We start from the raw sequence: 26,211 nt of genomic DNA, 5'->3' as shown, positions 1-26,211 counted from the left end.
AATCAACGCTCCTGGGGGTTGGTGCCGTACGGGCCCGCGTTGCCGCCGGGGTTGGGCTGGTTGGAGCCGCCTGAGCCTGCCTGGCGTCCCTGCTGGATGCCGCGGCGCAGGTTGGTGAGCCGGCCGCGGACCTCCTCGGGCGAACGGGACACCTGCGGCTGGGGGCCTTCCGCCGGGGCGGACTCGGCGGTGCCCGGGACCAGGTTGGCCTTGGGCACCCGGCGGGGGAGGCCGGAGGGGAGCACCCCGCCGGCGCTGGGCTCGCGGACCTGCTCGGCCCGGCGCCACACCTCGTCGTTGGCGGAGGTGCGCCACTGGCCGGTGGCGCTGGCGCCGGAGGGCATGCCCTCGGCGACACCGCGCTGCGGCATCGGCCGCTGCGGCGGGGTGCCGAACGGCGCGTCGGCGCCGGGGGCGGAGGTCCCCGGGCGCTGCCATGCCTCGGACTGCTGGGGCGCCTGCTGCTGGGGCGACGGCACGGAGCCGGGACCCTGCTGGACCGGCGGCTGCGGGGCCGAGGTGCCGGGCCGCTGGAACCGGTTCTGCGAGGGGCGCTGCGGGGCCGATGCCTGCGGGGCCTGCTGCTCGGGCGCCCCGGGCCGGTCCTGCTCCGGGGTCTGGGCCGGCGCGGTCACCGTCACGGCCCGCATCCGGTCGGCGCGACCGCTGCGGAACCAGTTGGACTCCATCGCCTCGAAGATCGGCGAGCTGCCCGCACCGGCCTCGGCCGGCGGCAGTGCCCGGGTCAGCGGGTGGCTCGCCGCGTCGGCGGCGGGGAGCGCCACCGGCTGGGCGGGCGCCTGCTGCTGCGGCGGGACCTGCTGGGGCGGGACCTGCTGGGGCGGAGCCTGCTGCGGCTGCGGCCGCTGGGGCTGCTGCGGTGCGTAGGACTGCGGCTCGAAGGACTGCGGCTCGACCGGCCGCGGCGGCACCGGCTGCGGGGGGACCGGCCGGGCCGGCTCCTCGTCGAAGTGCGGCCGGGCGAACTGCGCGGTGCTGTCCATCTCGCCGGGGCCCGAAGGCTGTCCGGTCGGCGCGGTGGGCCGGCCGGCCTGCGGCTGCGGGCGACCGGACGGGGCCGGCGATCCGTGCTGGGGCTGCTCGGACCACAGGCCCTGCTCGTCCAGCGGCTGCATGCCCTGCGGCACGCCCTGCTGCGGCAGGGGTCCCTGCGGGCCGCGCTGCTGCGTTCCGGGGCCCTGCGGCGCCGGGCCCGACAGGAACGGGTCCTGCTGGGCCTGCGCCGGCTGCGGCTGACCGCCCGGGCGGCCGGGCGCCGGGGCGCCCATCGGCGAGGAACCCTGCGGCAGCCCCGGGGTGTCGCTGCGCCGGGGCAGGCCCGGCTGGGTCGGAGCGGGCTGCGGGGGCAGCGAGGGACGTGCGCCGGGGCCGCCCGAGGGGCCGCCGCCCAGCGGCGCGCGACCGGGAGCCTGGGGCACGCCGCGCTGCTGCATGCCGACCGGACCGCCCGGTGCACCGGGGCCGCCCTGGCCGGGGGCGCCCTGCGGGCGCTGCTGGCCGGGACCGGCCGCACCGCCGCGGCGCTCGGCCGCGTTGGTGACGTCCACCGGCAGCATGACCAGTGCGGTGGTACCGCCGGAGTCGCTGGGGCGCAGCTGGATCCGGATGCCGTGCCGCAGCGAGAGCCGACCGACCACGAAGAGGCCCATGCGGCGGGAGACGGAGACGTCCACCACCGGCGGGTTCGCCAGCCGCTCGTTGATCTCGGCCAGGTCGTCGGGGGAGAGGCCGATGCCGGTGTCGTGGATCTCGACCAGCACCCGGCCGTCCGGCAGGGCGTGGCCGGTGACCCGGACCCGGGTCTGCGGGCTGGAGAACGAGGTCGCGTTCTCCAGCAGCTCGGCGAGCAGGTGGACGAGGTCGTTGACGACCCGTCCGGCGACGTCGGCGGTGGGCACCGAGGCCAGTTCGATCCGCTCGTACTGCTCCACCTCGGAGGCGGCGGCGCGGAGCACGTCGACCAGCGGGACCGGGCGGGTCCACCGGCGGCCGGGGTCCTCACCCGCGAGGACCAGCAGGTTCTCACCGTTCCGGCGCATACGGGTGGCGAGGTGGTCCAGCTTGAAGAGGCTGGCCAGCTGGTCCGGGTCGGCCTCGCGGCTCTCCAGCTCGGAGATCATCGACAGCTGGCGCTGGATCAGGCCCTGGGAGCGGCGCGAGAGGTTGGTGAACATCGCGTTGATGTTGCCTCGCAGCAGAGCCTGCTCGGCGGCGAGGCGGACGGCCTGGGCGTGCACCTGGTCGAAGGCCCGGGCCACGTGGCCGATCTCGTCGGTGGTGTTGATGCCGATCGGCTCGACCGAGGTGTCCACGTCCTGCGGGTCCGACTCGGACAGGGTGCGGACCAGCTCGGGCAGCCGGTTCTCGGCGACGTCCTCGGCCGCGTGCTGCATCCGGCCCAGCGTGCGGACCATGGAGCGGGCCACGATCACGGCGCCGACGATGGCGACGAGCAGGACCAGGCCGATCAGCACCGCGTTGACGATCGCGTCGGTCCGTGCCGAGCTGCTCAGACTTGCGGTCTGCTGGTTCAGGCCGAGGACCAGGACGTTCTCGCCCTGTCCCATCAGCGTGATCTGGCTGCTGGCCTCGGCGTCCCAGTCGGTGTACTGGGGGAGCTTGGGATACGCGGACAGGCCCTCGGGGGTCGCCAGGACGGTCTTGGCGAGCTGCTCCGACTTCTGGACGTTGATGTTGTTGGCCCAGGTCGCGGTGAAGGACTGGGCAGCGGTCTTGCCGCCGAGGTAGAGGCTCGTGAAGGCCTGCTGGGCGCTGGCGGCGTCGGTCCGGGCGCTGGCGGCGTAGGCCTGGTCACCGCTCTGCAGCTTCTGCGGGTTCGAGGCGAGCGCGGCGCTGATCACCGCCCGCTGGATCGACATGTCCTCCTTCCACAGCGAGAACTCCTGCAGGGCACGGGTGCTCTGGATCAGCTGGGCGTTGCTGGAGGCCAGGGCGATGTCCTGGCTGAGCGTCAGCAGCGGCTTGATCAGTCCGTCGTAGGCGTTGACCGACTGCAGGATGTTGGTGCCGCCGAGGGAGAAGGAGACTCCCCGGATGTTCATGAGCTGCTGCAGGTTGGTCTTGATGGTGAGGATGTCGATGGCGTTGCCGGGCAGCGAGGCCGTGTCCAGGCCGTTGGTGAGGGAGTTGAAGTTGATGATCCGGGCGGCGGTGATCTTCTGTGCCGCCTGGATGGCGTCCGCGGTCTGGTCACCGGTGGCGGTGGAGATGCCGGCCGCGGTGTCGCGCTCGTCCTCCAGCGCCGTGGCGAGCAGGGTCGCGCTCTGGGCGACCGTACCGAGCTGGGACGCCTTGGCGAGCTGCTGCTGGGTCTGCAGCGACGACTGGATGCGGAAACCACCCAGCACCATGGCCGCGATCACCGGGAGGATCAGCAGCGCGGTCAGCCTGGTCCGGATACGCCAGTTGCTCAGGGCGTAGCGCTTCATGCCGGTGACCCTGGTCGGAGTGAGCCGGCCTATTCGGGCCTTCGCGGCATCGGCCCGCCCGTCGCCCGCCGCCGTCTTCGTCCGAAGCGCCTCGCGCCCCTGGTTCTGCCGGCTGCCGGCGGACCCGCCCTCTCGGCCACCGTCGGTCGAGTTCGCCGTCGGAGGCGCCGCGGGCGGCGCCTGCTGCTGACGAACGGCTGCTTCGCGGTCCGCCGGGTCGCCCGGGCCGCCGCCACCCCTCTTGATACGTCCCTGCACTAGCGTCGCAACCTCTGGACCAGGCGCCCTGTCCACGCGTACGCGGAAGCAGGACGGTGTCGAGTTTCGGGCGGGCCCGGGTCCTGTTTCAACAGACCCTGTTGTGTGCCCGTGCCGCCGTAGGAGTGGGCCCCGGCGCTGGCAGTAGCGCAGTGGAGGGGCGGCCTCCGGCGGTCCGTGGAATTTCAGCACAGTGCCGCACCTGCAACAAGGGGCGACACAGGGTAGCCATTTCGGTTACTCTCTGCCGCTCTCCCTTGACAGATTGTGCTCCGATCCCCCTGGAATACCGCACGTTTCGGACAGGAGTGGGATGCCGCGTGCCCGAACGGCGTTACGCCCCGTGATGGTTTTGTCCGGTCTGCCACAGGATGTCTGTTTGTCGCAACAGGGCACAATGTCGTAACTGTCGGAACTTCATGAGCCAGAAGTGAGCAAACTCACAGGAGTTGAGGTAGTGCGAAGAGGCTCCGGTGTGGAATGAGATCCTGATGCGCGACCGATCTTCCGCCCTTCTGCCCCTGTGAGGTAGTCCGCGTGTCCACCAAGACGACGATGAGCTTCCGTCCGACCGCCAACCCGCGCCGGACGACTCTCGCCTCCCTGCCCGTCGACGGCGCCCCCGCCCTGCGCAGCTCCGCGACCGAGCAGTCCCAACTGCCTCAGCAGACCGCCAACCCCCGGCGCACCAACCTGATGGTCGCACCGGTACGGGACGAGCAGCAGTAGCCGGCCGGTCGGGAAGAGCCGACCGGGTACCACCGAGGGCCCTGCCGGGGAAACCGGCAGGGCCCTCGGCGTCCCGGCGGATAGGCTGGCGGCACCACCATCCGCGAGCCCGAAGAGGACAGCAGCCACCGTGCGTATCGCCAGGTTTTCCAGTGAGGGGACCGTTTCCTTCGGTGTCGTCGAGGGGGACGCCGCCCGACCGGAGGAGCTGACCCTGCATGTGCTCTCCGGCCACCCCTTCGGCGACCTGCAGCCCACCGGCCAGGTACTGCCGCTCAAGGACGTGCGGCTGCTGCCCCCGATGCTGCCCAACAAGATCGTCGCGGTGGGCCGCAACTACGCCGCGCACGCCGCGGAGCTGGGCAACGAGGTCCCCGAGGTCCCGCTCACCTTCTTCAAGCCCTCCACCGCCGTGGTCGGCCCCACCGAGAACATCGCCTACCCGCCGTTCTCCTCCGACGTCCAGTACGAGGCCGAGCTGGCCGTGGTCATCGGCCGGATGTGCCGCGACGTGCCGCACGAGCGGGTCCCCGAGGTGGTCTTCGGCTACACCTGCGCCAACGATGTGACCGCGCGCGACGTGCAGCAGCGCGAGGGCCAGTGGGCCAGGGCCAAGGGCTTCGACACCTCCTGCCCGCTCGGCCCCTGGATCGAGACCGAGCTCGACCCGGCCGACCTGGCCGTCACCTGCACCGTCAACGGCGAGCTGCGCCAGGCCGGCCGCACCTCGCAGATGGTGCGCTCGGTCGCGGACCTGATCGCGCACATCACCGAGGCGATGACATTGCTCCCCGGCGACGTCATCCTCACCGGCACCCCCGCGGGTGTCGGCCCCCTGAACGTCGGCGACGAGGTCGCCGTCTCCATCGAAGGCATCGGCACTCTCACCAACAAGGTGATCAAGCGTGGCTAACTCCACCCCCGGCGCAGCGGCCGACCCCAGTGTGCGGGTCCGCTTCTGCCCCTCCCCGACCGGCAACCCGCACGTCGGCCTGGTCCGCACCGCCCTGTTCAACTGGGCCTTCGCCCGGCACAACGGCGGCACCCTGGTGTTCCGGATCGAGGACACCGACGCGGCCCGCGACTCCGAGGACTCCTACAACCAGCTGCTGGAGGCCATGCGCTGGCTCGGCTTCGACTGGGACGAGGGACCCGAGGTCGGAGGGCCGCACGCGCCCTACCGGCAGTCGCAGCGGATGGACGTCTACGCGGACGTCGCGGCCAAGCTGCTGGACTCCGGCCGCGCCTACCACTGCTACTGCTCCACCGAGGAGCTGGACGCCCGCCGCGAGGCCGCCCGCGCGGCCGGCCGGCCCTCCGGCTACGACGGCCACTGCCGCGCCCTGAGCGACGAGCAGGTCGCGGCCTACCGGGCCGAGGGGCGCAGCCCGATCGTCCGCTTCCGGATGCCCGACGCGCCGATCACCTTCACCGACCTGGTCCGCGGCGAGCTGACCTTCACCCCGGAGAACGTGCCGGACTACGGCATCGTCCGGGCCAACGGCGCACCCCTCTACACCCTGGTGAACCCGGTGGACGACGCGCTGATGGGGATCACCCATGTGCTGCGCGGCGAGGACCTGCTCTCCTCCACCCCCCGTCAGATCGCGCTCTACGGCGCACTGGCCGAGCTGGGCATCACCACCGGCCCGGCCCCGCAGTTCGGACACCTCCCCTATGTCATGGGCGAGGGCAACAAGAAACTGTCCAAGCGCGACCCGCAGGCCTCGCTCAACCTCTACCGCGAGCGCGGCTTCCTCCCCGAAGGGCTGCTCAACTACCTGGCCCTGCTGGGCTGGTCGCTGGCCGAGGACCGGGACCGGTTCTCGATGGAGGAGATGGTCGCCGCCTTCGACCTCGCCAAGGTCAACGCCAACCCGGCGCGGTTCGACCTCAAGAAGGCGGAGGCGATCAACGCGGAGCACCTGCGCGCCCTCGCGCCCGCCGAGTTCGTCCGCCGGCTGGTCCCCTACCTCACCGCGGCCGGGCTGTTCGCCGCCGAGGGCCCGACCGACGCGCAGCTGGACCTGCTGATCGCGGCCGCCCCGCTGACCCAGGAGCGGATGGTGGTCCTCGGCGAGGTGGTCGGCATGCTCGGCTTCCTCTTCGTCGCCCCCGAGGACTTCGCCCTCGACCCGGCCGACGCCGAGAAGGTGCTCACTCCGGACGCCGCACCGGTGCTGGAGGCCTCCATCGCCGCGCTGGACGGGCTGGAGGGCTTCGACCCGGACGACATCCAGGCCGTCCTGCGCGCCGCCCTGGTCGAGGGCCTGGGCATCAAGCCCAAGTTCGCCTTCACCCCGCTGCGCGTCGCCGTCACCGGCCGCCGGGTCTCGCCGCCGCTCTTCGAGTCGATGGAACTGCTCGGCCGGGAGGAGACCCTGCGCAGGCTGCGGGCCGCGCTGGAGCTGACCCGGGCCTGACCGCCCGGTCCTGCCCGGCGGGCACATGCCCGCCGGGCAGGACTTATCGATTTTGGTGCGGTGCCCCCCATCGGGTAACGTTCTTCTTGTTGCGCCGCCCGGGAGGGACGGGGAGAGGACCAGAAACTCTCACCAAGATCACCTGGACAGCCAATGGGGTATGGTGTAATTGGCAGCACGAGTGATTCTGGTTCATTTAGTCTAGGTTCGAGTCCTGGTACCCCAGCGCAGTTCCCTTACGAGATCCACTCTCGTGAGCCCCCGTTGTGTAGCGGCCTAGCACGCTGCCCTCTCACGGCAGTAGCGCCGGTTCGAATCCGGTCGGGGGTACGCACCACGGCAGTACATCGAGCAGTACCAGATCAAGCCCCCGTTGTGTAGCGGCCTAGCACGCTGCCCTCTCACGGCAGTAGCGCCGGTTCGAATCCGGTCGGGGGTACCAGATCCTCCACCCTCACCATCGGGTCGACGCAGCCGGAAGGCTCCGGTCCCCGAGGCGACGAAGCAGGATCACCAAAGCTTGCCCCCGTTGTGTAGCGGCCTAGCACGCTGCCCTCTCACGGCAGTAGCGCCGGTTCGAATCCGGTCGGGGGTACGTGACGACAGCCCTCCGGCTCCTGCCGGAGGGCTGTTCACAGGGGTTGAAACCCCTTTGGGGTATGGTGTAATTGGCAGCACGAGTGATTCTGGTTCACTTAGTCTAGGTTCGAGTCCTGGTACCCCAGCAACGCAAACCGAAGGCCCGCAAGGGCCTTTTTGTATGTTGCGAGCGCATTTTGAGAGGCCGGCAGCGCGCATGGCTCAGGCGAAGAAGCAGGGCAGCAGAAAAGCAGTACGACCGCCACTGCTGGCGCTGCACCAGGTGAGCCGCCGTTACGGCGGCCGGGTCGCCCTGCAGCCGGTCAACCTCGACCTGGCCGCCGGCGAGTGCGTCGCCCTGGTCGGCCACAACGGATCGGGCAAGTCGACCATGCTGCGGCTGGCCGCCGGACGGGACACCCCCACCAGCGGCACCGTGAGGCTCGACGGCGTCCCGATGGACGAGAACGACCCCCGGGTCCGGGCCAGGCTCGCCGTGGTCGGCGATGTCTCGGCCTGCTACCCGGATCTGACGGTGCGTGAGCACCTGGCGCTGGTGGCCGTGGCGCACGGGGTGGAGGAGCCGCTGCACTGGGTCGACCGCGCCCTCGCCGACCGCGGCCTGGCCGAGCACGCCGAGGCGCTGCCCGGATCGCTCTCCTCCGGCCAGCTCCAGTCGCTGCTGCTGGCCTCCGCCCTGGTCCGCCCGCGCGACCTGCTGATCCTGGACGAGCCCGAGCAGCGGCTCGACCCCGGCGCCCGGCAGCGGCTGGCCGACCTGCTCAAGGCCGAACTCGCAGACGGGGTCGCCGTGCTGCTCGCCACCCACCACCCCGACCTGGCGATGCACGTCGCCGACCGGGTGCTGCTGCTGGAGGACGGCGTGCTGCTGGCCCAGGGCACCCCGGAGGCCGTACTGCCGACGGCATTCCCCGGCACGGCGGCCGGGGGAGCGCGGTGAGCCTCGCCGACGACGGCGCCCCGTCCGGGTCCACCCCGTCGGAGCCCATCCCGTCCGAGTCCACTGCGGCAGAGTCCGTCGCGTCCGAATGGGTGGACTGGACCGACGACACCCTGGACCTGCTGCGCGCCCTGCGCGCGCCGCACCGCCGTTCACGGGCCGGCCAGATCGGCTACACCGTCTACGTCGGCCTGATGATCGTCGTCGCCTGGGGCGGGATGTTCTCGATCGGGGCCTTCGCCAACGCCTCGATGGGCACCGACTACACCGCCCACGGCGCCCAGCTGCTGGCCGCGCTGCCCGCCGCGGTCTGCGCGTTGAGCCTCGGTCTGATACTGGTGGTGGCCAGGGACGCGCTGTGGCGCGGCCCGGTGGTCGCGCCGCGGGCCACCGTCGACTGGCTGCTGGCCCAGCCGCTGCGACCGGGACCGGTGCTGCGGCCGTGGTTCTGGACCTCCTGCGCCGTCGCGCTGGTGCCCGGGCTGCTGGCGGCGGCGGCCTCAGGGGTGGCGCTGGGGCTGATGGACCGCACCGGCTTCCTGCCGGCCTTCGGCTGGGCGCTGTTCGGCGGGCTGTGCGTGCCGCTGCTGGCGACCTGCTGCGCCGTCGCGGTGGAGCGCTACCAGGGGGCGGCCCGCTTCGTCCGCAGGGCGACCCCGGTGGTCGCGGTGCTGGTGCTGCTGCTCGGTGTGCAGAGCGCCATGGCCTGGAACGGGCACGGTTCCACGCTGCTGGAGCGGATCGAGATGTGGTCCGGCCCCTGGGGCTGGCCGGCCCTCGCCGGGCTCACCCCCACCACGGCGGCGGTGCCCGGCGGCTGGGCGGCGCTGGTCCCGCTGGTGCTGCTGACGGCGGTGGCGCTGGTGCTCGCGTACCGGGCGGCCCCGGGGATCCCGTTGAGCAGTCTGCGGCACCGGGCGCGTACGGCGGCCGGGGTCGCCGCGGCGCTGCGGACCGCCGAACTGCGTTCGGCCCGCATGGTGCTGGCCCAGTCCGACCAGCGGGCCCGCCGGGTCCGGCTGCGGATCCCGCCGCCCACCCGGCCCTGGCTGGCCGTCCCCTGGCGCGACCTCACCGCCCTGCTGCGCGCCCCGTCCCGGCTCGGCCGCGCGGTGCTGTTCTCGGCGCCGGCGCTGCTGCTGGCGCCCGCCGCGCTGGCGGCCAGCGGTGTCGACCGGCTGCTGACCATGGCCTGCTCGGTGGCCTTCGGCTACCTGGCGGTGGCCCAACTCGCGGAACCGGCCCGGGTGGAGGCCGACGATCCGCGCCGGGCCGGCTGGTCGCCGTACCCCTACGGCGAGCTGATGCTGCGTCACGCGGTGGTCCCGGCGCTCGCCGGCGTGGGGCTGGCGGCGGTCGGCGCCGTGGTGGCCTCCCTGGCCGGAGCGGGCGACGCGGTGTGGCTGGCCCCGGTCGCCGCCCTGCCGCTGACCGCGGCGGCGATGGTGAACGCCTGCCGCGGCCCGTCCCGGCAGGAGCTGATGTACTCGCCGACCGGGATGGGCAGCATGGGCCCGTTCATCTTCCTGGCCTGGTACGCCGCGGGGCCGGTCACCCTGGTCCCCGCTCTCGCCCTGGCGTTCGGCCTCGGCCACGGGCCCAGCGCCCCGCTGGCCGTCATCTGGTGCCTGGTGTTCGCCGCGGTGCTGCTCTACTGGGCCTACCAGCGGGCACTCACCCTGTCCGGTCGGCACCGCCCCAAGGACTGAGCAGCACGGCTGCGGGTCAAGACGCGGACAAGAATTCGAGCAACATCCCAGGGATCCTCCGGGGTTCGAACAGCGATCGCTTAACGTTCTTGTATGACAGCGACTGCCCCGGTGGCACGCCGACCCCGGATCCCCCGGCAGTCGCCCCTGAAGCGGACCGCGGCCCGGCCGGTCTCCGCGCTCCGCGCCGCCGCACCGGCCCTGCTGGGATACTGCGCGGTCCGCGCACTGGGTGTGCTGATGCTGCTGGCGGTCGGGGCGGACCGGCGGCGGCCGGTGCTGAAGCGCGTCGGCGGCCTGTGGGACGCCGGCTGGTACGTCCGCGTCATCGAGCACGGGTACACCTCGGCGGACGGGCTGGTCGGCCGGCACGGCATCCCCTACAGCCCGCGCGCCTTCTTCCCGCTCTTCCCCTGGCTGGGCGAGGCGGTCAGGACGGTGCTCCCGGTGAGCGCCGGTACCGCGCTGGTGCTGGTCTCCTCGGTGAGCGGCATCGGCGCGGCCTGGGGCGGATACGCCGTCGCCAGGATCTGCCACGGCGAGCGCACGGGTGTGGTCGTCGCGGTGCTCTGGGGCGTGCTGCCGCTGGCAGTCCTGGAGAACACCGCCTACTCGGAGGCACTGTTCAGCTGCATCGCGGTGTGGACCCTGTACGCGGTGCTGACCCGTCGCTGGCTGCTCGCGGGAGTGCTGTGCCTGCTCGCCGGGCTGAGCCGGCCGAGCGCCATGGCGCTGACCGCGGCGGTGTGCGCGGCCGCGGCTGTGGAGCTCTACCGCTGTCTGCGCGGAAGCGGCTCGGCGCACTGGTGGCGGCCGCTGGCGGCGGCGCTGCTGTCGCCGCTCGGCTGGGCCGGCTACATCCTCTACGTGGGCCGGGCGGAGCACTCCTGGGGCGCGTACTTCCGGCTGCAGCAGGCCTGGGGCTCCAGCTTCGACGGCGGTCTGAGCACCCTGAAGTGGTTCGACCAGGTGTTCCTCAGCCACCGGGCGGCCGAGGGCATCCCGCTGGCCTACGCGGTGATGGCGCTCAGTGTCTTCGGCTACCTGCTGCTGTTCGCGATCGCACTGCTGCACCGCCAGCCGCTGGTCCTGCTGGTCTTCAGCGCCGCGCTGCTGGTCATCGACCTGGGCAACGCCTCGCCCTACCCGCCGCTGGCCCGCTTCCTGATGCCGGCGATCCCGCTGCTGTTCCCGCTGGCGGTGTCGGTCTCCCGGCTGCGGTCGCGGGCCACCGTGCTGGTGGTGCTGGGCGCCGCGGCCCTGGTCTCGGGCCTGTACGGGGCGTTCGTGGTGTTCTACGGCGGCGCGCCGTCCTGAACGGGGGTTTCTGTCCGTTTTCAGCTGCGGCGTATGCGTGGCTGGCCGTGCAGTTCCCCGCGCCCTGGCAGGTGCAACCGGGCCGGTTGCAGACCCCCAGGGGCGTGGGGAACTGCGCGACCGACCGAGCACGGACCCGCAGCTGAGGAGGGCCAGAAGGCCGCCGCAGCCCGCAAGCCGCCTCAGGCCCGCCGCAGCGCCTCGGTGAGCCGCCCCGCCGCCTCGATGATGGCCTGCGCGTGCAGCCGCCCCGGGTGCCGTGACAGCCGCTCGATCGGTCCGGACACGGACACCGCCGCGACCACCCGGTTGGAGGGGCCGCGCACCGGCGCGGACACCGAGGCCACCCCGGGCTCGCGCTCGCCGATCGACTGGGCCCAGCCGCGCCGTCGCACCCCGGACAGCGCAGTCGCGGTGAACCGCGCGCCCTGCAGGCCGCGGTGCAGCCGCTCCGGCTCCTCCCAGGCCAGCAGCACCTGGGCGGCGGAACCGGCCTTCATCGGCAGGGTGGAGCCGACCGGCACGGTGTCGCGCAGCCCGGAGAGCCGCTCGGCGGCGGCCACGCAGATGCGCAGATCGCCCTGGCGGCGGTAGAGCTGGGCGCTCTCGCCGGTGACGTCGCGCAGGTGCGTCAGCACCGGCCCGGCCGTCGCCAGCAGGCGGTCCTCGCCGGCCGCCGCCGAGAGTTCTGAGAGTCGGGGGCCGAGAATGAAACGGCCCTGCATGTCACGGGTCACAAGCCGGTGGTGTTCCAACGCGACGGCCAGCCGGTGCGCGGTCGGCCGCGCCAGTCCGGTCGCTGCCACCAGTCCGGCCAGGGTTGCGGGGCCTGACTCCAGCGCGCTCAGCACCAGAGCAGCCTTGTCGAGAACGCCGACGCCACTAGAGTTGTCCATGCGCTGATATTGCAGTCTCAGATCGCGAGACGCAAGTTCAATTCTCTGGGATCTGCGCCACTCTTGGGAACAGCAGCCCCGAGGACCCCGTCAGGGGCACGCAATGACAACACGTAGACCGACGATGCAGCCGGTCGGAGGGACAGTGATGGGACGCACACTCGCGGAGAAGGTCTGGGACGACCATGTCGTCAGGCGCGCCGAGGGCGAGCCCGACCTCCTCTTCATCGACCTGCACCTGCTGCACGAGGTGACCAGCCCGCAGGCGTTCGACGGGCTGCGGCTGGCCGGCCGCAAGGTCCGCAGGACCGACCTCACCATCGCCACCGAGGACCACAACACCCCCACCCTGGACATCGACAAGCCCATCGCCGACCCGGTGTCCCGGGTCCAGCTGGAGACGCTGCGCGCCAACTGCGCGGAGTTCGGCGTCCGGCTGCACTCGCTGGGCGACGTGGAGCAGGGCGTGGTCCATGTGGTGGGGCCGCAGTTGGGCCTGACCCAGCCCGGCACCACGGTGGTCTGCGGCGACTCGCACACCTCCACCCACGGCGCTTTCGGCGCACTGGCGTTCGGTATCGGCACCAGTCAGGTCGAGCACGTGCTGGCCACCCAGACCCTGCCGCTGGCCCCCTTCAAGACCATGGCGATCACGGTCGAGGGCGAGCTGGGCGAGGGCGTGACGGCCAAGGACCTGATCCTGGCGGTGATCGCCAAGATCGGTACCGGCGGCGGCCAGGGCTACGTCCTGGAGTACCGCGGGTCCGCCATCCGCAGCCTCTCCATGGAGGCCCGGATGACCGTCTGCAACATGTCGATCGAGGCCGGCGCCCGGGCCGGCATGATCGCCCCGGACGAGACCACCTACGCCTACCTGGAGGGCCGCGACCACGCCCCCAAGGGCGGGGACTGGGACGACGCGGTGGCCTACTGGAACACGCTGGCGACCGACGAGGACGCGGTGTTCGACGCCGAGGTCTTCATCGACGCCGCCGAGCTCACCCCCTTCGTCACCTGGGGCACCAACCCCGGCCAGGGCGCCCCGCTGGGCGCCAGCGTGCCGGACCCGGCCTCCTTCGAGGACCCGCAGGAGCGGACCGCGGCCGAGAACGCCCTGCGCTACATGGGCCTCACCGCCGGCACCCCGCTGCGCGAGGTCAAGGTCGACGCGGTGTTCGTCGGCTCCTGCACCAACGGCCGGATCGAGGACCTGCGGGCGGCGGCGGCGATCGTCGAGGGCCGCAAGGTCGCCGACGGGGTGCGGATGCTGGTCGTACCCGGCTCGGTCCGGGTCGCCCTGCAGGCCATCGACGAGGGCCTGGACAAGGTGTTCACCGCCGCCGGCGCCGAGTGGCGGCACGCGGGCTGCTCGATGTGCCTGGGCATGAACCCGGACCAGCTGGCCCCGGGCGAGCGCTGCGCCTCCACCTCCAACCGCAACTTCGAGGGACGCCAGGGCAAGGGCGGCCGCACCCACCTGGTCTCCCCGCAGGTGGCCGCCGCCACCGCCGTGCTGGGCCACCTGGCCTCGCCGTCCGACCTGACCGACGCCCAGCAGCTCGTGGAGGCCTGAGCACCATGGAGAAGTTCACCACCCACACCGGCCGGGCCGTCCCGCTGCGCCGCAGCAACGTCGACACCGACCAGATCATCCCGGCGCACTGGCTGAAGAAGGTCACCCGCACCGGTTTTGAGGACGGCCTATTCGAAGCCTGGCGCAAGGACGAGGGCTTCGTCCTCAACCAGCCGCAGTACGCGGGCGCCAGCGTCCTGGTCGCCGGACCCGAGTTCGGCACCGGCTCCTCCCGCGAGCACGCGGTCTGGGCGCTGGAGAACTACGGCTTCCGGGCCGTCATCTCGTCCCGCTTCGCCGACATCTTCCGCGGCAACTCGCTGAAGAACGGTCTGCTGACGGTCATCCTCCCGCAGGAGACGGTCGAACAGATCTGGGCCCTGGTCGAGGCCGACCCGACCGCCGAGATCACGGTGGACCTGGAGGCCCGCGAGGTCCGCGCCGAAGGCGTCAGCGCCTCCTTCGAGTTGGACGAGAACGTCCGCTGGCGGCTGCTCAACGGCCTGGACGACATCAGCATCACGCTCCAGCAGGAGTCCGAGATCGCCGCCTTCGAGTCCGCCCGCCCCGCCTTCAAGCCGCGTACCCAGCCCGTCGGCTGAGGTCCTCGCGGAGGTCCTCGCTGCGGCCGTACGGCTGAAGTTTGAGCGTTCGTCACCACGGCCCCCCGGAACGGTCCAAACGACCGAACCGGGGGGCCGTTGACGTGACGCCGGTGACTCTGTGTAAGGTCGAACTGAGGCTCCGGAAGGTGCAACTCCCCGCAGATGGCACAATCAGCACATGAGTCCGGCCGGCCAACCCCCTCGCGACCCCGACCCGGGAGACGCGGCGGAGGCTGTCCAGGTCGAGCTCTACAGGCTTGTGGCCACGCGGCTGAAGGTGGCACACGCCCAGGTGCGTGCCCTGGACGTGTCGGAGCCCACCCGGGCCGCGCTGACCCGTTCGTTGCTCCTGGTAACCGAGGTGGCGAAGCGCGATCTCCCGGAAGCGGCACGGAGGTTGGCCCGTTTCACGGACGCGCTGGACAGCGGGGAGCTCCCGCTTCCGCCCGGGTCCTGAAAGCCGAATCCATTGCGACACAAGGGTGATTCGCAGGTTTGGTATTTGAATTGCCGCATATACATGCCTAACGTGCGAAAAGCCCGGATCGAAACAGAATCATCCGGGCACTGGTTTCCGAAGGGGAAGACGTGAACAAGGCGCAGCTTGTTGAAGCGGTGGCCGAGCAGCTGGGTGGCCGTCGGGCCGCCGCAGAAGCAGTGGACGCTGTGCTCGACACCATCGTCCGTGCGGTGACCGCGGGAGACCGCGTGTCCGTCACCGGGTTCGGTACTTTCGAGAAGGTCGACCGCTCCGCGCGGTTCGCCCGCAACCCGCAGACCGGCGAGCGGGTCAAGGTCAAGAAGACCGCGGTGCCCCGCTTCCGTCCGGGGCAGGGCTTCAAGGACCTGGTCAGCGGCTCGAAGAAGCTCCCGAAGACCGGTCCGTCGGTCAAGAAGGCCCCCAAGGGCTCGCTGACCCCGGGCAAGAGCGGGATGTCGGCCCCGGCCGGCTCCCCGGCGGCGAAGAAGGCGGCGGCGAAGAAGACCACCGCGAAGAAGGCCACCGCCACGGTGAAGAAGGCAGCCGCGGTCAAGAAGACCACCGCCGCCGCTGCCAAGAAGGCCACGGCCGTGAAGGCGGCCACGCCGGCGAAGAAGACCACCGCCAAGAAGACCGCGGTCAAGAAGACCACGGCGGCGTCCAAGGCCCCGGCCAAGAAGACGGTCACCGCCTCGGCGACCCGTCCGGCCGCCAGGAAGGCGACCACGGCCAAGAAGGCGGTCGCGGCGAAGAAGACGGCGGTCAAGGCCACCACGGCGAAGAAGGCAGTCGCCAAGAAGGCCCCCGCCAAGCGGGCCGTCAAGAAGGCCTGACCGCAGGCCGAGCAGTACCCCGCAGTACCAGCAGTACCTGTAGGCGCTGGCAGACGGGCCGGGCACCGGGACCATCCCCGGGGTCCGGCCCGCCCGTCGTCGGAAGGTCTGCTCAGCAGGTCCGCTCAGAAGGTCTGCAGAGTCAGGAACACCACGCGGCGGGCCTCGCCCTCGCCCTCGGTCTCGATCCTGACCCGCTGTCCGGGCCGGAGCAGCAGCAGCCCGCCCGCGTCGAACGCCGCTGCGTCGAACGCCAGCGGGGTGCCGTCGTCGAGCAGCACCGAACCGCTGCGGGTCTCCGGGGAGTACGTGAACGCCGTTGCCTGCATGGCCTCAGCCTAGAGGCTGACCAGCGCGGCCAGCGCGGTGGTCCGCGGCCCGGTGCCCAGCGCCAGCGCCTCGCGCAGGTCGTCAAGGGTGTCCACGTCCCGGCGCACCGAGGGAACGTCAGGGAGCGTCAGCTCATGGGCGCCGGAACGGGAGTGGCGCAGCCGGGAGCCGCCCTCGAAGCCCGGCGCCAGCGGCACCCCGGCGGCCGCCGCCAGCAGCGTGGTGCCGATGCCCTGGGCGTCGGCCAGAAAGGACCGCCGCTGCCCGGCCGCGGCCCGCAGCACCCGGTCGAGTTCCGCCGGACGCAGCGCCGGCAGGTCGGCCGACAGGGCGGCGACCCGGCCGGCCCCGAACCGTTCCCGCGCCGCCTCCGCGCCGTGGGCCAGAGCGGCGTTGAGCCCGGCGCCGGGCAGGTCCGGCAGCAACTCCGCGCCCAGCACGGCCAGCGCCGCCCCGGCGACGCCGTCGTCGGAGACCACCAGCACCCTTGCCACCGACGGACAGGACAGCGCGGCCGCCACGGTGTCCTGGGCGAAGGCCATGGCGAGCTCGGGACGCAGCGCCCCGGTGGCGTCGGCCAGCCTGCTCTTGGCGCGCGCCAGCGGTTTCAGCGGCAGAACCAGGGTCCAGCGGGGGAGGCTCACGAGCGCCATTGTGCCCGGTCGCGGCGGCCGGCACGGGGGGTGCCTCGACAGTCTGTCCGGCCGCGGGAGACACTTGTGCGGTCAGGATCAGCGGAAACTGTGCAAGGAGGAGTGCGCGTGCCCGGCAGGAGTACGAAGGCGGCCCGTCGCAGATACGGATTCTGGTACCGCCTCGCGGCAGCCATCGGAAAGCCGCCGCTGTTCCTGCTGACCAAGCGTGAGTGGAGCGGGATGGAGAATTTTCCGGAGACCGGGGGATTCCTCACCGTGATCAACCACAACTCCTACCTGGACCCGCTGGTCTACGGCCACTTCCAGTACGACTCCGGGCGCCCGGCGCGCTTCCTGGGCAAGGCCGGGGTGTTCAAGGTGCCGGTGATCGGCCGGATCCTGCACGGCGCGGGGCAGATCCCGGTGTACCGGGGCTCCGCCGATGCCGCGCACGCCTTCCGCGCCGCCGTCGACGCGGTCGACAAGGGCGAGTGCGTCGCGTTCTACCCCGAGGGCACGCTGACCCGCGACCCGGGCCTGTGGCCGATGACGGCCAAGACCGGTGCGGCCAGGGTCGCGCTGATGACCGGTGCTCCGGTCATCCCGGTGGCGCAGTGGGGCGCGCACGAGATCATCCCGCGCTATGCCAAGGGCGGTAAGGGCGACCGCAGGTTCCAGCCGTTCCCGAGGCACACGGTCAAGGTCGCCGCGGGCCCCGCGGTGGACCTGAGCGCCTATCAGGGCAAGCCCATCACCGGTCCGGTGCTCCGCGCGGCCACCGACGCGATCATGGACGCCATCACCGCGCTGCTGGAGGAGTTGCGCGACGAGAAGGCGCCCCCCGTACGCTACGACGTGCAACGCGCCGCGACGGAGCAGCGCAAGGAGAGGGAGGCCGGTCGGTGACGACCCGTTGTGCCGTGTTCGGAGCCGGGTCCTGGGGAACCGCCTTTGCCATGATCCTCGCCGACGCGGGCTGCGAGGTCTCGCTCTGGGGCCGCCGCCCCGAGCTGGTGGACGCCATCAACACCGGCCGCTCCAACCCGGACTACTTCCCCGAGCTGGAACTCCCGCCGGGCGTCAGCGCGACCACCGATCCCGCCGAGGCCGCCGCCGGCGCCGAGTTCGCGGTGCTGACCGTGCCCTCGCAGACGCTGCGCGCCAATCTGCGGGCCTGGCGCGGGGTGATCGAGCCGGAGACGGTGCTGGTCAGCCTGATGAAGGGGGTCGAACTCGGCACCGCCAAGCTGATGAGCGAGGTCATCGCCGAGGTCGCCGAGGCGGGTCCGGAGCGGATCGCCGTGGTGTCGGGCCCCAACCTGGCCGGCGAGATCGTCCGCAGGCAGCCCGCGGCAAGCGTGGTGGCCTGTCAGGACGAGGAGGTCGCCAAGCGGCTCCAGGCGGCCTGCCACACCGGTTACTACCGCCCCTACACCGTCACCGACGTGGTCGGCTGCGAGCTCGGCGGCGCGGTGAAGAACGTGATCGGGCTGGCCGTGGGCATCGCCGACGGCATGGGCCTCGGCGACAACACCAAGGCCTCGCTGATCACCCGCGGCCTGGCCGAGACCACCCGGCTGGGCATCGCGATGGGCGCGGACCCGTACACCTTCGCGGGGTTGGCGGGGATGGGCGACCTGGTCGCCACCTGCTCCTCGCCGCTGTCGCGGAACCACACGTTCGGCACCAACCTCGGTCGGGGGATGACCCTCCAGGAGACCATCGCGGCCACCAAGCAGACCGCCGAGGGCGTCAAGTCCTGCGAGTCCGTGCTGGACCTGGCCCGGCGGCACGGGGTGGACATGCCGATCACCGAGACCGTGGTGGACATCGTGCACGGCGGCAAGCCCCCGCTGGTCGCCGTCAAGGAACTGATGTCCCGTTCGGCCAAGCCGGAACGCCACTAGACCCTGGGAGCGGGCGGCTCCCGGAGCGACTGCGTCCGGTCGGCGGAGGCCGGAGCGCAACCGTAACGACCGAACGGTAGTCTCCATGGGGATATGAGCACTGAGTCCTCCACCCCAGTCCCGGCTGCCGAGCCCGATGCCGCCGCAGCCTCCGCCCGCAAGCCGCGTGTCGCGATCGTCTTCGGTGGTCGCAGCTCCGAGCACGCCGTGTCCACGATCACGGCCGGCAGTGTGCTGCGCGCCATCGACCGCTCGGCGTACGAAGTGCTGCCGATCGGCATCACCAGCGACGGCCGCTGGGCGCTGACCGCCGACGAGCCGGCCAGGATGGCCATCACCGACGGGAACCTCCCCAGCGTCGACCAGGTCGCCGAGTCCGCCGAGGGGCAGGTCACCCTGCCGGTCAACCCGGTGTCCCGGGGCGAGCTGGTCTACACCGAGCCGGGGGCCGTCCCCAAGGCGCTCGGCGAGGTCGACGTGGTCCTGCCGCTGCTGCACGGCCCGTGGGGCGAGGACGGCACCGTCCAGGGCCTGCTGGAGCTCTCCGGGGTGCCCTATGTCGGCTCCGGCGTGCTGGCCAGCGCGGTGGGCATGGACAAGGAGTACACCAAGCGGGTGCTGCAGGCCTTCGGGCTGCCGGTCGGCCCGTACACCGTGGTCCGTCCGCGGGAGTGGGCCGACGAGGCCAACCGGCCCGCGGTCCGGGCCAGGATCGCCGAGTTGGGCTTCCCGGTGTTCGTGAAGCCGGCCCGGGCCGGCTCCAGCATGGGCATCACCAAGGTCTCCGATCCGGCCCAGCTGGACGCCGCGATGGCGGAGGCCCGCCGGCACGACCCCAAGCTCATCGTCGAGGCCGGACTGGTCGGCCGCGAACTCGAGTGCGGCGTGCTGGAGTTCGAGGACGGCCCGCGAGCCAGCCTGCCGGCCGAGGTGATGGTCGGCGAGGGCTACGACTTCTACGACTTCGAGGCCAAGTACATCGACTCCAGCGATGTGCAGATCCCCGCGGCGCTGACCGACGACGAGACCGCGCGGCTGCGCACGCTGGCCGTCGAGGTGTTCGAGGCGCTGTCCTGCGAGGGCCTGGCCCGGGTCGACGTCTTCCTGCTGCCGGACGGCGGTTTCGTGGTCAACGAGATCAACACCATGCCGGGGTTCACCCCGATCTCGGCCTTCCCCCGGATGTGGGAGGCGACCGGGGTCGCCTACCCGGAACTGATCGACCGTCTGATCAAGGCGGCGCTACGCCGCAGCACGGGCCTGCGGTAGCCGCGGCGCCTGCATGCCCTGTCGCGCAGTTCCCCGCGCCCCTGATGGTGCAGCGTGCCCACAGCGGGCCGGTTGCAGCACCGGAGGGGCGCGGGGAACTGCGCGACGAGCCCACTACGGCCCGCAGCCGATCGCCGAGCTCAGATGCAGTTGAACTGCGCCCGCGCCGGATCCGCCGGGTCGGTCCTCAGCACCGCCGACGCGAGTCCCCCCAGCGGCGACTGCTGCCCGGCGTAGGAGCCGGGGACGGTCACCTCGACATAGGTCTGCTGGACGATCGTGGTGAACACGTATCCGCCGCCCTTGGCCGTGCCTGTCAGCCAGCACACCCCGTTGACGTCCTGGGCGTCGTGGTTGTCCAGCTTCGGGTCGTACTCGCTGGAAGCGGGGTCTAGAGCGCCGGGGGCGTTCACCCCGCACCGCAGCGTCACGGCTGGATCCCCCCACGCGGCAGTGCTCCCCGGCGCCGGAGCGACGGACCGTGCGCTCTGCCCCATCAGCGTCTTCGGCAGCGCCGCCACCAGTGCCCCGCACCGTGCCGCCGCGCTGCCGCCGGGAGTGGGCGCGGCCACGTGCACGGCACCGCCGCCGGAGGAGCAGCCCGCCAGCAGCAGGGCCGCCGCCGGCAGCAGCGCCGACAGGGCTCGGCGTACGGGGCGAGAGGTCACACCGTGATGCTAGACGCGGCTACAGATTGACCACCGGGCAGGTCAGGGTTCGGGTGATGCCCTCGACCTGCTGGATCTGGGCGACGACCATGCGGCCCAGGTCGTCCATGGTCCCGGCCTCGGCGCGGACGATGACGTCATAGGGCCCGGTGACGTCCTCGGCCTGCACCACACCAGGGATGTCGGCGATCACTCCGGCTACTGCGGACGCTTTTCCCACTTCGGTCTGCACGAGGATGTAGGCGTGTACCACGGTGGACCTCCCGGCGGCTCGTTGCGTGGATGGTGCGCGTGGGGACCGCGCGCGTGGGGCTGTGCTCGCTGAGGGGCGTGCGAGGGCTGTGGTTCCCCGCGAGCGGCCTGCTGAATCCCCGGCGGGGCGGCATGTTGTCACAGCCGCCACCGCGAGGGGGAGGCGTGCGGCCGTAGTGAAGGGCGTACGCTGCGCGCGGGAGTACTCAGCAACCGGGCCGGAAGGACACACATTCACATGCAGGGCACCGTCGGCGAGCTCGGCGAGTTCGGGCTGATCCGTGAGCTGACCGCGAGGCTGCCCCGGACCAGGGCCGTGGAACTCGGCCCTGGCGACGACGCGGCCGTGGTCTCGACCCCGGACGGACGGGTCGTCGCCACCACCGATGTGCTGATCGAGGGCCGGCACTTCCGCCGCGACTGGTCCACCGCCTACGACGTGGGCCGCAAGTCCGCCGCACAGAACCTCGCCGACGTCGCCGCCATGGGCGCGGCCCCCACCGCGCTGCTGCTGGGACTGGTGGCCCCGGCCGAGCTCCCGGCCACCTGGGCGCTGGAACTGATGGACGGGATCAGGGACGAGTGCCAGGTCGCCGGGGCCGCCGTGGTCGGCGGCGACGTGGTGCGCGGCGACACCATCACGGTGGCCATCACCGCCCTGGGCGACCTCCAGGGCCGCGCCGCGGTGACCCGCGCGGCCGCGCGCCCCGGCGACGTGGTGGCGGTGACCGGCTGGCTCGGCTGGTCCGCGGCCGGCTTCACCGTGCTGTCCCGCGGCTTCCGCTCGCCGCGCGCCTTCGTCGAGGCGCACCGCCGCCCGGAGCCGCCGTACCACGCGGGCCCCGCGGCGGCGCAGCTCGGCGCCACCTCGATGATCGACGTCAGCGACGGCCTGGTGGCCGACCTGGGGCACGTGGCCGAGGCCAGCGGCGTCCACATCGACCTGCGGGCGGCCGCGTTCGACATCCCCGCGCAGATGGCCGACATCGGCCAGGCCGTCGGCGTCGACCCGCTGACCTGGGTGCTCTCCGGCGGCGAGGACCACGCCCTGGTCGCCACCTTCCCGCCGGACACCCACCTGCCCTCGCGCTGGCGCGTCGTCGGCGAGGTCACCAGGCCGGCCGGGCTGTCCAAGACCGGCACCGTCACCGTCGACGGCGCCATCTGGGACCGGGTCGGCGGCTGGGACCACTTCAGCGCCTGACTCCGGCCGTGTCATGAGGTGGACGGAGCGGCGTCGACCAGCTGTTTCTGCATAGGCTTGATCCATGCGAATCGGTGTGCTGACCAGCGGTGGCGACTGTCCGGGCCTCAACGCGGTGATCCGCTCGGTGGTGCACCGCGCCGTCGCCGACCACCAGGACACCGTGGTCGGCATCGAGGACGGCTTCCTGGGGCTGATCGAGGGCCGCGGCCGCCCGCTCGCCCTGGACGACGTGCACGGCATCCTCACCCGGGGCGGTACCGTCCTCGGCTCGGCCCGGGTGGCCAGGGACCGGATGCGGGACGGGGTGGCCCGCGCCGCGGAGCTGGCCGAGACCCTGGGCATCGATGCGCTGATCACCATCGGCGGCGAGGGCACCCTCACCGCCGCCCAGTTGTTCAGCGACGCCGGACTGCCGGTCGTGGCCGTCCCCAAGACCATCGACAACGACATCGACGCCACGGACGTCACCTTCGGCCACGACACCGCCGTCCATGTCGCCACCGAGGCCATCGACCGGCTGAAGACCACCGCCGAGTCACACCAACGGGTGATGGTGGTCGAACTGATGGGCAGGCACACCGGCTGGATCACCCTGCACGCCGGGATGGCCGGCGGCGCCCACGGCATCCTCATCCCGGAGCGGCCCTTCGACGTCGAGGAGGTCTGCCGGATGGTCGAGGAGCGCTTCTCCCGCGGCAAGAAGTTCGCCATCGTCGCCGTCGCCGAGGGCGCCGCCCCGCGGCCGGGCACCATGCGCTTCGAGCACGGCGGGACCGACGCCTACGGCCACCAGACCTTCGGCGGCATCGGCACCCGGCTGGCCGGGGAGATCGCCCAGTGGCTCGGCAAGGAGTCCAAGCCGGTGATCCTGGGCCATGTCCAGCGCGGCGGCACCCCCACCGCCCTGGACCGGGTGCTGGCCACCCGCTTCGGCTGGCACGCCGTGGAGGCCGTCCACAAGGGCGCCTACGGCCATATGACGGCGCTGCGCGGCACCGACATCAGGCTGGTGCCCATCGTGGACGCGGTGACCCGGCTGAAGACCGTCCCCGAGGACCGCTGGTCCGAGGCCGAAGCGGTGCTCTAGAGCGCTGCGGATAGGTTGGTCCCATGTCGAGACCGATCCCTCCCTCCCAGCACAGCGCGTCCCGGGACAGCGCGGGCGCCGCACCGCCGCGGGTGCTCACCGTCGCCGGATCCGACTCCGGCGGCGGCGCCGGCATCCAGGCCGACCTCAAGACCATGCTGGCGCTGGGCGTCCACGGCATGAGCGTCATCGCCGCCGTCACCGCGCAGAACTCGGTCGGGGTGCAGGGCTACTGGGAGCTCCCGGCGGAGGCGGTGCGGGCCCAGTTCCGCAGCGTGGTCGACGACATCGGCGTCCAGGCGGTGAAGACCGGCATGCTGGCCTCGGCCGAACTGGTGCGCACCGTCGCCGAACTGCTCGCGGACGTGGACGCGCCGGTGGTGGTCGACCCGGTCGGCGTCTCCAAGCACGGCGACGCCCTGCTGGCCGACTCGGCGGTCTCGGTGCTGCGGGACCGGCTGCTGCCGGTGGCGACCGTGGCCACGCCCAATCTGCACGAGGTGGCGCAGCTCACAGGCATCGGGGTGACCCGCGAGAGCGAGATGCCGGACGCGGCCAGGGCGCTGCAGGACCTCGGCCCGTCCTGGGCCCTGATCAAGGGCGGGCACCTGGAGGGCGAGGCAGCCGACCTGCTGCGCGGGCCGGACGGCGAGGAGCACTGGTACCGCGCGGCCCGCTACGACAACCGGCACACCCACGGCACCGGCTGCACCCTGGCCAGCGCGATCGCCTCGGAGCTGGCGCTGGGCCTGGACGTGCCCGCCGCCGTCGCCGCCGCCAAGGAGTACGTCACCGGCGCGATCGCGGGCGGCTTCGCCCTGGGCGCGGGCATCGGCCCGGTCGACCACGGCTGGCGCCTGCGCTGACGGCGCCGCGGCATGCAGAAGGCCGGCCCACCGTGAGGTGGACCGGCCTTCCGGAAGCCTGAACTAGGTGGCCGCGTCAGCGCGACACCTTGCCGGCCTTGATGCACGAGGTGCAGACGTTGAGCCGCTTCGGCGTCCGCCCAACCACAGCGCGCACCGTCTGGATGTTGGGGTTCCAACGACGACGGGTACGGCGGTGCGAGTGGGAGATACTGTTGCCGAAGCCCGGCCCCTTGCCGCAGACGTCGCAGTTGGCAGCCACGGGAGTCACTCCAAAGACTTCAGATGCACTTACGTTGACAACCCCGGAGGCGCAGTCTTGACGACTGCGCTGCTCACCCAGGGATGGCCCGGAGGGATCCGGGCAACCGGAGCAGCATACATCGGCTCACTCCGTACAACGAAACTACCACGTGAGCCCGGCAGGCTCCGCATCCGTCATGGAACGTCACGGAACGGGCTGCGACTAACCTGCCTGCATATCCCTCGCGCGACCAAGGAGACACCACGGTGCCGGACACCCTCGACGCCCCCGCCGTGCGCACCTGGTGCCGACTGTCCCTGGCCGCGCTCGGACAGGCCCGCGAGGAGATCGACGCGCTCAATGTGTACCCGGTTCCGGACGGGGACACCGGCACCAACCTCTACCTCACCCTGGAGTGCGCCGCCGAGGAGGTCGACGCACTGTTCGGGGGCGGAGCCGAAGCCCCCTCGCTGCCCCAGGTGTTGAAGGCCATGGCGCACGGAGCGCTGCTGGGCGCCCGGGGCAACTCCGGGGTGATCCTGGCCCAACTGCTGCGCGGCATCGCCTCCGAGGTCGGCGCGGGCCCCGCCGACGGCCCGACGCTGGCCCGGGCGCTGCGCCGCGCCGCCGACGCCGGCTACGAGGCCGTCGCCCAGCCGGTCGAGGGGACGGTGCTCACCGTCGCGGCGGCCGCCGCCGAGGCGGCGGAGGAGGTGGTGGCCGCCGATCCGCGGACAGGTGCCGCCGCCGTGGCCGAGGCCGCCTACGAGGCCGCCCGCGCCGCCCTGGTCCGCACCCCGCTGCTGCTCGACGTGCTGGCCCGGGCCGGGGTGGTGGACGCGGGCGGGCGCGGACTGGTCACCGTGCTCGGCGCGCTGGCCGACGCCGTGACCGGACACACGCCGATGGGCCCGCTCGCGCTGGCCGGGACCAGGGCCGCCGAACCGGCTCCGCACGGCGAGCACCTCGCGGTCGAGGGCGGCCCGGCCTTCGAGGTCGTCTACCTGCTGGACGCCGAGGACGCCGCGCTGCCGCCGCTCAAGCAGGCGCTGGGTGAGCTGGGCGACTCACTTGTGGTGGTCGGCGGCGACGGCCTGTGGAACGTCCATGTGCATGTGGACGACCCCGGCGCCGCCGTCGAGGCCGGCGTCGGCGCCGGGCGGCCGCACCGGATCCGGATCACCCACTTCGCCACCGCCGCCGCGCGGGCCACCGCGGCGTCCCGGCCGGACGCCGACGCCCCGGCCGAGTCGCGGGGCGTGGTCACCGTGGTCCACGGCGAGGGACTGGCCGGGCTCTGCGCCGAATCCGGCGCCACCGTGCTGCACGCCGACCCGGACCGGGCGCCGTCCAGCACCGAACTGGCCGCCGCGGTCCGCCGGGCGCACGCCCGCGAGGTGGTGCTGCTGCTGAACGACACCGAGTTGCGCGCCGCCGCCGGGGCCGCCGCCGAGCAGCTGCGCAAGGAGGGCGTGCGGGTCGCCGTCATCCCCACCCGCTCCGCGGTGCAGGGCCTGGCCGCGCTAGCGGTGCACGAGCCGGCCCGGCGCTTCGACGAGGACGTGGTCGCGATGACCTCCGCCGCCGGGGCCACCCGCTACGCCGAGATCGCGGTCGCCGAGGGCGAGTCCTGGACCATGGCCGGGGTCTGCCAGGCCGGGGACGTGCTCGGCCTGATCGACGGCGACGTCGCGGTGATAGGCGCCGAGACGGGCGGGACCGCGGCCGTGGTGCTGGACCGGATGCTCGCGGCCGGCGGCGAGATGGTCACCCTGATCCTCGGCGAGGGCGCGGACGACGCCGTCGCCGACCACCTGGTGGCGCATGTGCGGCGGGCGCACCCGGTCGTCGACACGGTGGTCTACCGGGGCGGCCAGCCGGCTTCTCCGCTGCTCATCGGCGTCGAATGAGC

Annotated in this window: 24 protein-coding genes and 5 tRNA genes; 22 read left to right on the top strand and 7 right to left on the bottom strand. The window is 72.4% G+C overall.

The features are described 5' to 3' along the window. Positions 1-2: 2 nt before the first annotated feature. The gene (locus TR46_RS44970) at positions 3-3,470 is read right to left on the bottom strand and encodes a sensor histidine kinase (RefSeq protein WP_042392398.1); all 3,468 of its coding nucleotides are present in this window, start codon (positions 3,468-3,470) and stop codon (positions 3-5) included. Positions 3,471-4,265: 795 nt separating this feature from the next. On the opposite strand from TR46_RS44970, the gene TR46_RS43005 reads away from it, so the two are divergent. From TR46_RS43005 to TR46_RS01845, 11 genes are all read left to right on the top strand, one after another. Continuing rightward, a complete protein-coding gene (locus TR46_RS43005) occupies positions 4,266-4,457 on the top strand; it encodes a hypothetical protein (RefSeq protein WP_042392396.1) in 192 nt (63 codons plus the stop codon). Positions 4,458-4,587: 130 nt separating this feature from the next. Continuing rightward, positions 4,588-5,370, top strand: coding sequence for a fumarylacetoacetate hydrolase family protein (locus TR46_RS01890; protein WP_042392395.1), 783 nt, complete (start codon positions 4,588-4,590; stop codon positions 5,368-5,370). After that, the gene (gene gltX / locus TR46_RS01885) at positions 5,363-6,880 is read left to right on the top strand and encodes a glutamate--tRNA ligase (protein ID WP_042392394.1); all 1,518 of its coding nucleotides are present in this window, start codon (positions 5,363-5,365) and stop codon (positions 6,878-6,880) included. The genes TR46_RS01890 and gltX overlap by 8 nt, the downstream gene beginning before the upstream one ends. A 154-nt stretch (positions 6,881-7,034) precedes the next feature. Next, positions 7,035-7,106, top strand: a tRNA-Gln gene (locus tag TR46_RS01880). Between the two features lie 31 nt (positions 7,107-7,137). Further along, positions 7,138-7,210 (top strand) — tRNA-Glu (locus tag TR46_RS01875). A 36-nt stretch (positions 7,211-7,246) separates the two neighbouring features. Then, positions 7,247-7,322, top strand: a tRNA-Glu gene (locus TR46_RS01870). Positions 7,323-7,402: 80 nt separating this feature from the next. Beyond that, positions 7,403-7,475 (top strand) — tRNA-Glu (locus tag TR46_RS01865). 58 nt (positions 7,476-7,533) lie between these two features. Beyond that, positions 7,534-7,605 (top strand) — tRNA-Gln (locus tag TR46_RS01860). Between the two features lie 71 nt (positions 7,606-7,676). Further along, positions 7,677-8,420, top strand: coding sequence for an ABC transporter ATP-binding protein (locus tag TR46_RS01855; protein ID WP_042392392.1), 744 nt, complete (start codon positions 7,677-7,679; stop codon positions 8,418-8,420). Then, positions 8,417-10,129 (top strand): DUF6297 family protein, encoded by a 1,713-nt coding sequence (locus TR46_RS01850; RefSeq protein WP_052432490.1) that lies wholly within the window; start codon positions 8,417-8,419, stop codon positions 10,127-10,129. Before TR46_RS01855 ends, TR46_RS01850 begins: the two co-directional genes overlap by 4 nt. A 93-nt stretch (positions 10,130-10,222) precedes the next feature. Beyond that, positions 10,223-11,446, top strand: coding sequence for a putative hexosyltransferase (locus TR46_RS01845; RefSeq protein ID WP_042392389.1), 1,224 nt, complete (start codon positions 10,223-10,225; stop codon positions 11,444-11,446). 182 nt (positions 11,447-11,628) lie between these two features. Here the strand turns inward: TR46_RS01845 and ndgR are convergent, their stop codons facing one another. After that, a complete protein-coding gene (gene ndgR, locus TR46_RS01840; RefSeq protein WP_030263993.1) occupies positions 11,629-12,342 on the bottom strand; it encodes an IclR family transcriptional regulator NdgR in 714 nt (237 codons plus the stop codon). Positions 12,343-12,490: 148 nt separating this feature from the next. Here ndgR and leuC point away from each other — a divergent pair, with 148 nt between their 5' ends. The 4 genes from leuC (at position 12,491) to TR46_RS01820 (ending at position 15,834) form a co-directional block, all read left to right on the top strand. Then, positions 12,491-13,915, top strand: coding sequence for a 3-isopropylmalate dehydratase large subunit (leuC, locus tag TR46_RS01835; RefSeq protein ID WP_042392386.1), 1,425 nt, complete (start codon positions 12,491-12,493; stop codon positions 13,913-13,915). A 5-nt stretch (positions 13,916-13,920) separates the two neighbouring features. Further along, the gene (leuD, locus tag TR46_RS01830) at positions 13,921-14,517 is read left to right on the top strand and encodes a 3-isopropylmalate dehydratase small subunit (protein ID WP_042392385.1); all 597 of its coding nucleotides are present in this window, start codon (positions 13,921-13,923) and stop codon (positions 14,515-14,517) included. Positions 14,518-14,698: 181 nt separating this feature from the next. Then, a complete protein-coding gene (locus tag TR46_RS01825) occupies positions 14,699-14,977 on the top strand; it encodes an SCO5555 family protein (RefSeq protein ID WP_042392383.1) in 279 nt (92 codons plus the stop codon). Between the two features lie 131 nt (positions 14,978-15,108). Beyond that, the gene (locus tag TR46_RS01820; RefSeq protein ID WP_042392381.1) at positions 15,109-15,834 is read left to right on the top strand and encodes an HU family DNA-binding protein; all 726 of its coding nucleotides are present in this window, start codon (positions 15,109-15,111) and stop codon (positions 15,832-15,834) included. Positions 15,835-15,959: 125 nt separating this feature from the next. Here the strand turns inward: TR46_RS01820 and TR46_RS01815 are convergent, their stop codons facing one another. Then, positions 15,960-16,163: a hypothetical protein gene (locus TR46_RS01815; protein WP_042392379.1), complete on the bottom strand. Its 204-nt coding sequence runs from the start codon at positions 16,161-16,163 to the stop codon at positions 15,960-15,962. Between the two features lie 9 nt (positions 16,164-16,172). Then, positions 16,173-16,817: a 2-phospho-L-lactate guanylyltransferase gene (cofC, locus tag TR46_RS01810; RefSeq protein ID WP_042392377.1), complete on the bottom strand. Its 645-nt coding sequence runs from the start codon at positions 16,815-16,817 to the stop codon at positions 16,173-16,175. A 108-nt stretch (positions 16,818-16,925) separates the two neighbouring features. Here cofC and TR46_RS01805 point away from each other — a divergent pair, with 108 nt between their 5' ends. The 3 genes from TR46_RS01805 to TR46_RS01795 all read left to right on the top strand — a co-directional run bounded on the left by TR46_RS01805 (position 16,926) and on the right by TR46_RS01795 (position 19,975). Next, on the top strand, positions 16,926-17,705 hold the full coding sequence (locus TR46_RS01805; RefSeq protein WP_042392375.1) for a lysophospholipid acyltransferase family protein: 780 nt from the start codon (positions 16,926-16,928) through the stop codon (positions 17,703-17,705). Next, positions 17,702-18,706, top strand: coding sequence for an NAD(P)H-dependent glycerol-3-phosphate dehydrogenase (locus tag TR46_RS01800; RefSeq protein ID WP_084717745.1), 1,005 nt, complete (start codon positions 17,702-17,704; stop codon positions 18,704-18,706). Before TR46_RS01805 ends, TR46_RS01800 begins: the two co-directional genes overlap by 4 nt. Positions 18,707-18,799: 93 nt before the next feature. Further along, entirely contained in the window at positions 18,800-19,975 is a 1,176-nt protein-coding gene (locus TR46_RS01795) for a D-alanine--D-alanine ligase family protein (protein ID WP_042392372.1), read from the top strand. A gap of 140 nt (positions 19,976-20,115) precedes the next feature. Here TR46_RS01795 and TR46_RS01790 read toward each other — a convergent pair whose 3' ends face one another. Together TR46_RS01790 and TR46_RS01785 are read right to left on the bottom strand one after the other, a co-directional pair. Beyond that, on the bottom strand, positions 20,116-20,643 hold the full coding sequence (locus TR46_RS01790) for a DUF3515 domain-containing protein (protein ID WP_052432488.1): 528 nt from the start codon (positions 20,641-20,643) through the stop codon (positions 20,116-20,118). 19 nt (positions 20,644-20,662) lie between these two features. Then, positions 20,663-20,896: an Lrp/AsnC family transcriptional regulator gene (locus TR46_RS01785; protein WP_042392371.1), complete on the bottom strand. Its 234-nt coding sequence runs from the start codon at positions 20,894-20,896 to the stop codon at positions 20,663-20,665. Between the two features lie 237 nt (positions 20,897-21,133). Here TR46_RS01785 and TR46_RS01780 point away from each other — a divergent pair, with 237 nt between their 5' ends. From TR46_RS01780 to thiD, 3 genes are all read left to right on the top strand, one after another. Further along, positions 21,134-22,099 (top strand): thiamine-phosphate kinase, encoded by a 966-nt coding sequence (locus tag TR46_RS01780; protein WP_042392370.1) that lies wholly within the window; start codon positions 21,134-21,136, stop codon positions 22,097-22,099. A gap of 64 nt (positions 22,100-22,163) precedes the next feature. Then, complete coding sequence (locus TR46_RS01775) at positions 22,164-23,189, top strand: ATP-dependent 6-phosphofructokinase (protein WP_042392368.1); 1,026 nt, start codon at positions 22,164-22,166, stop codon at positions 23,187-23,189. Between the two features lie 23 nt (positions 23,190-23,212). Continuing rightward, positions 23,213-24,055 (top strand): bifunctional hydroxymethylpyrimidine kinase/phosphomethylpyrimidine kinase, encoded by an 843-nt coding sequence (thiD, locus tag TR46_RS01770; RefSeq protein WP_042392366.1) that lies wholly within the window; start codon positions 23,213-23,215, stop codon positions 24,053-24,055. Between the two features lie 76 nt (positions 24,056-24,131). Here thiD and rpmB read toward each other — a convergent pair whose 3' ends face one another. Next, positions 24,132-24,317: a 50S ribosomal protein L28 gene (gene rpmB, locus TR46_RS39035; protein WP_084717743.1), complete on the bottom strand. Its 186-nt coding sequence runs from the start codon at positions 24,315-24,317 to the stop codon at positions 24,132-24,134. Between the two features lie 248 nt (positions 24,318-24,565). On the opposite strand from rpmB, the gene TR46_RS01765 reads away from it, so the two are divergent. After that, positions 24,566-26,209: a DAK2 domain-containing protein gene (locus tag TR46_RS01765; RefSeq protein WP_052432487.1), complete on the top strand. Its 1,644-nt coding sequence runs from the start codon at positions 24,566-24,568 to the stop codon at positions 26,207-26,209. The last annotated feature ends 2 nt before the right edge of the window (positions 26,210-26,211 follow it).

This window comes from Streptacidiphilus carbonis (assembly GCF_000787775.1).
GTDB lineage: Bacteria > Actinomycetota > Actinomycetes > Streptomycetales > Streptomycetaceae > Streptacidiphilus > Streptacidiphilus carbonis.
This window is presented reverse-complemented; position numbering and strand designations above follow the sequence as displayed.

Coding starts and splice junctions, on each gene's coding strand:
- TR46_RS44970 (WP_042392398.1), bottom strand. CDS start 3,470: ATGAAGCGCTACGCCCTGAGCAACTGGCGTATCCGGACCAGGCTGACC.
- TR46_RS01855 (WP_042392392.1), top strand. CDS start 7,677: ATGGCTCAGGCGAAGAAGCAGGGCAGCAGAAAAGCAGTACGACCGCCA.
- TR46_RS01845 (WP_042392389.1), top strand. CDS start 10,223: ATGACAGCGACTGCCCCGGTGGCACGCCGACCCCGGATCCCCCGGCAG.
- ndgR (WP_030263993.1), bottom strand. CDS start 12,342: ATGGACAACTCTAGTGGCGTCGGCGTTCTCGACAAGGCTGCTCTGGTG.
- leuC (WP_042392386.1), top strand. CDS start 12,491: ATGGGACGCACACTCGCGGAGAAGGTCTGGGACGACCATGTCGTCAGG.
- leuD (WP_042392385.1), top strand. CDS start 13,921: ATGGAGAAGTTCACCACCCACACCGGCCGGGCCGTCCCGCTGCGCCGC.
- TR46_RS01825 (WP_042392383.1), top strand. CDS start 14,699: ATGAGTCCGGCCGGCCAACCCCCTCGCGACCCCGACCCGGGAGACGCG.
- TR46_RS01815 (WP_042392379.1), bottom strand. CDS start 16,163: ATGCAGGCAACGGCGTTCACGTACTCCCCGGAGACCCGCAGCGGTTCG.
- cofC (WP_042392377.1), bottom strand. CDS start 16,817: ATGGCGCTCGTGAGCCTCCCCCGCTGGACCCTGGTTCTGCCGCTGAAA.
- TR46_RS01795 (WP_042392372.1), top strand. CDS start 18,800: ATGAGCACTGAGTCCTCCACCCCAGTCCCGGCTGCCGAGCCCGATGCC.
- TR46_RS01780 (WP_042392370.1), top strand. CDS start 21,134: ATGCAGGGCACCGTCGGCGAGCTCGGCGAGTTCGGGCTGATCCGTGAG.
- TR46_RS01775 (WP_042392368.1), top strand. CDS start 22,164: ATGCGAATCGGTGTGCTGACCAGCGGTGGCGACTGTCCGGGCCTCAAC.
- thiD (WP_042392366.1), top strand. CDS start 23,213: ATGTCGAGACCGATCCCTCCCTCCCAGCACAGCGCGTCCCGGGACAGC.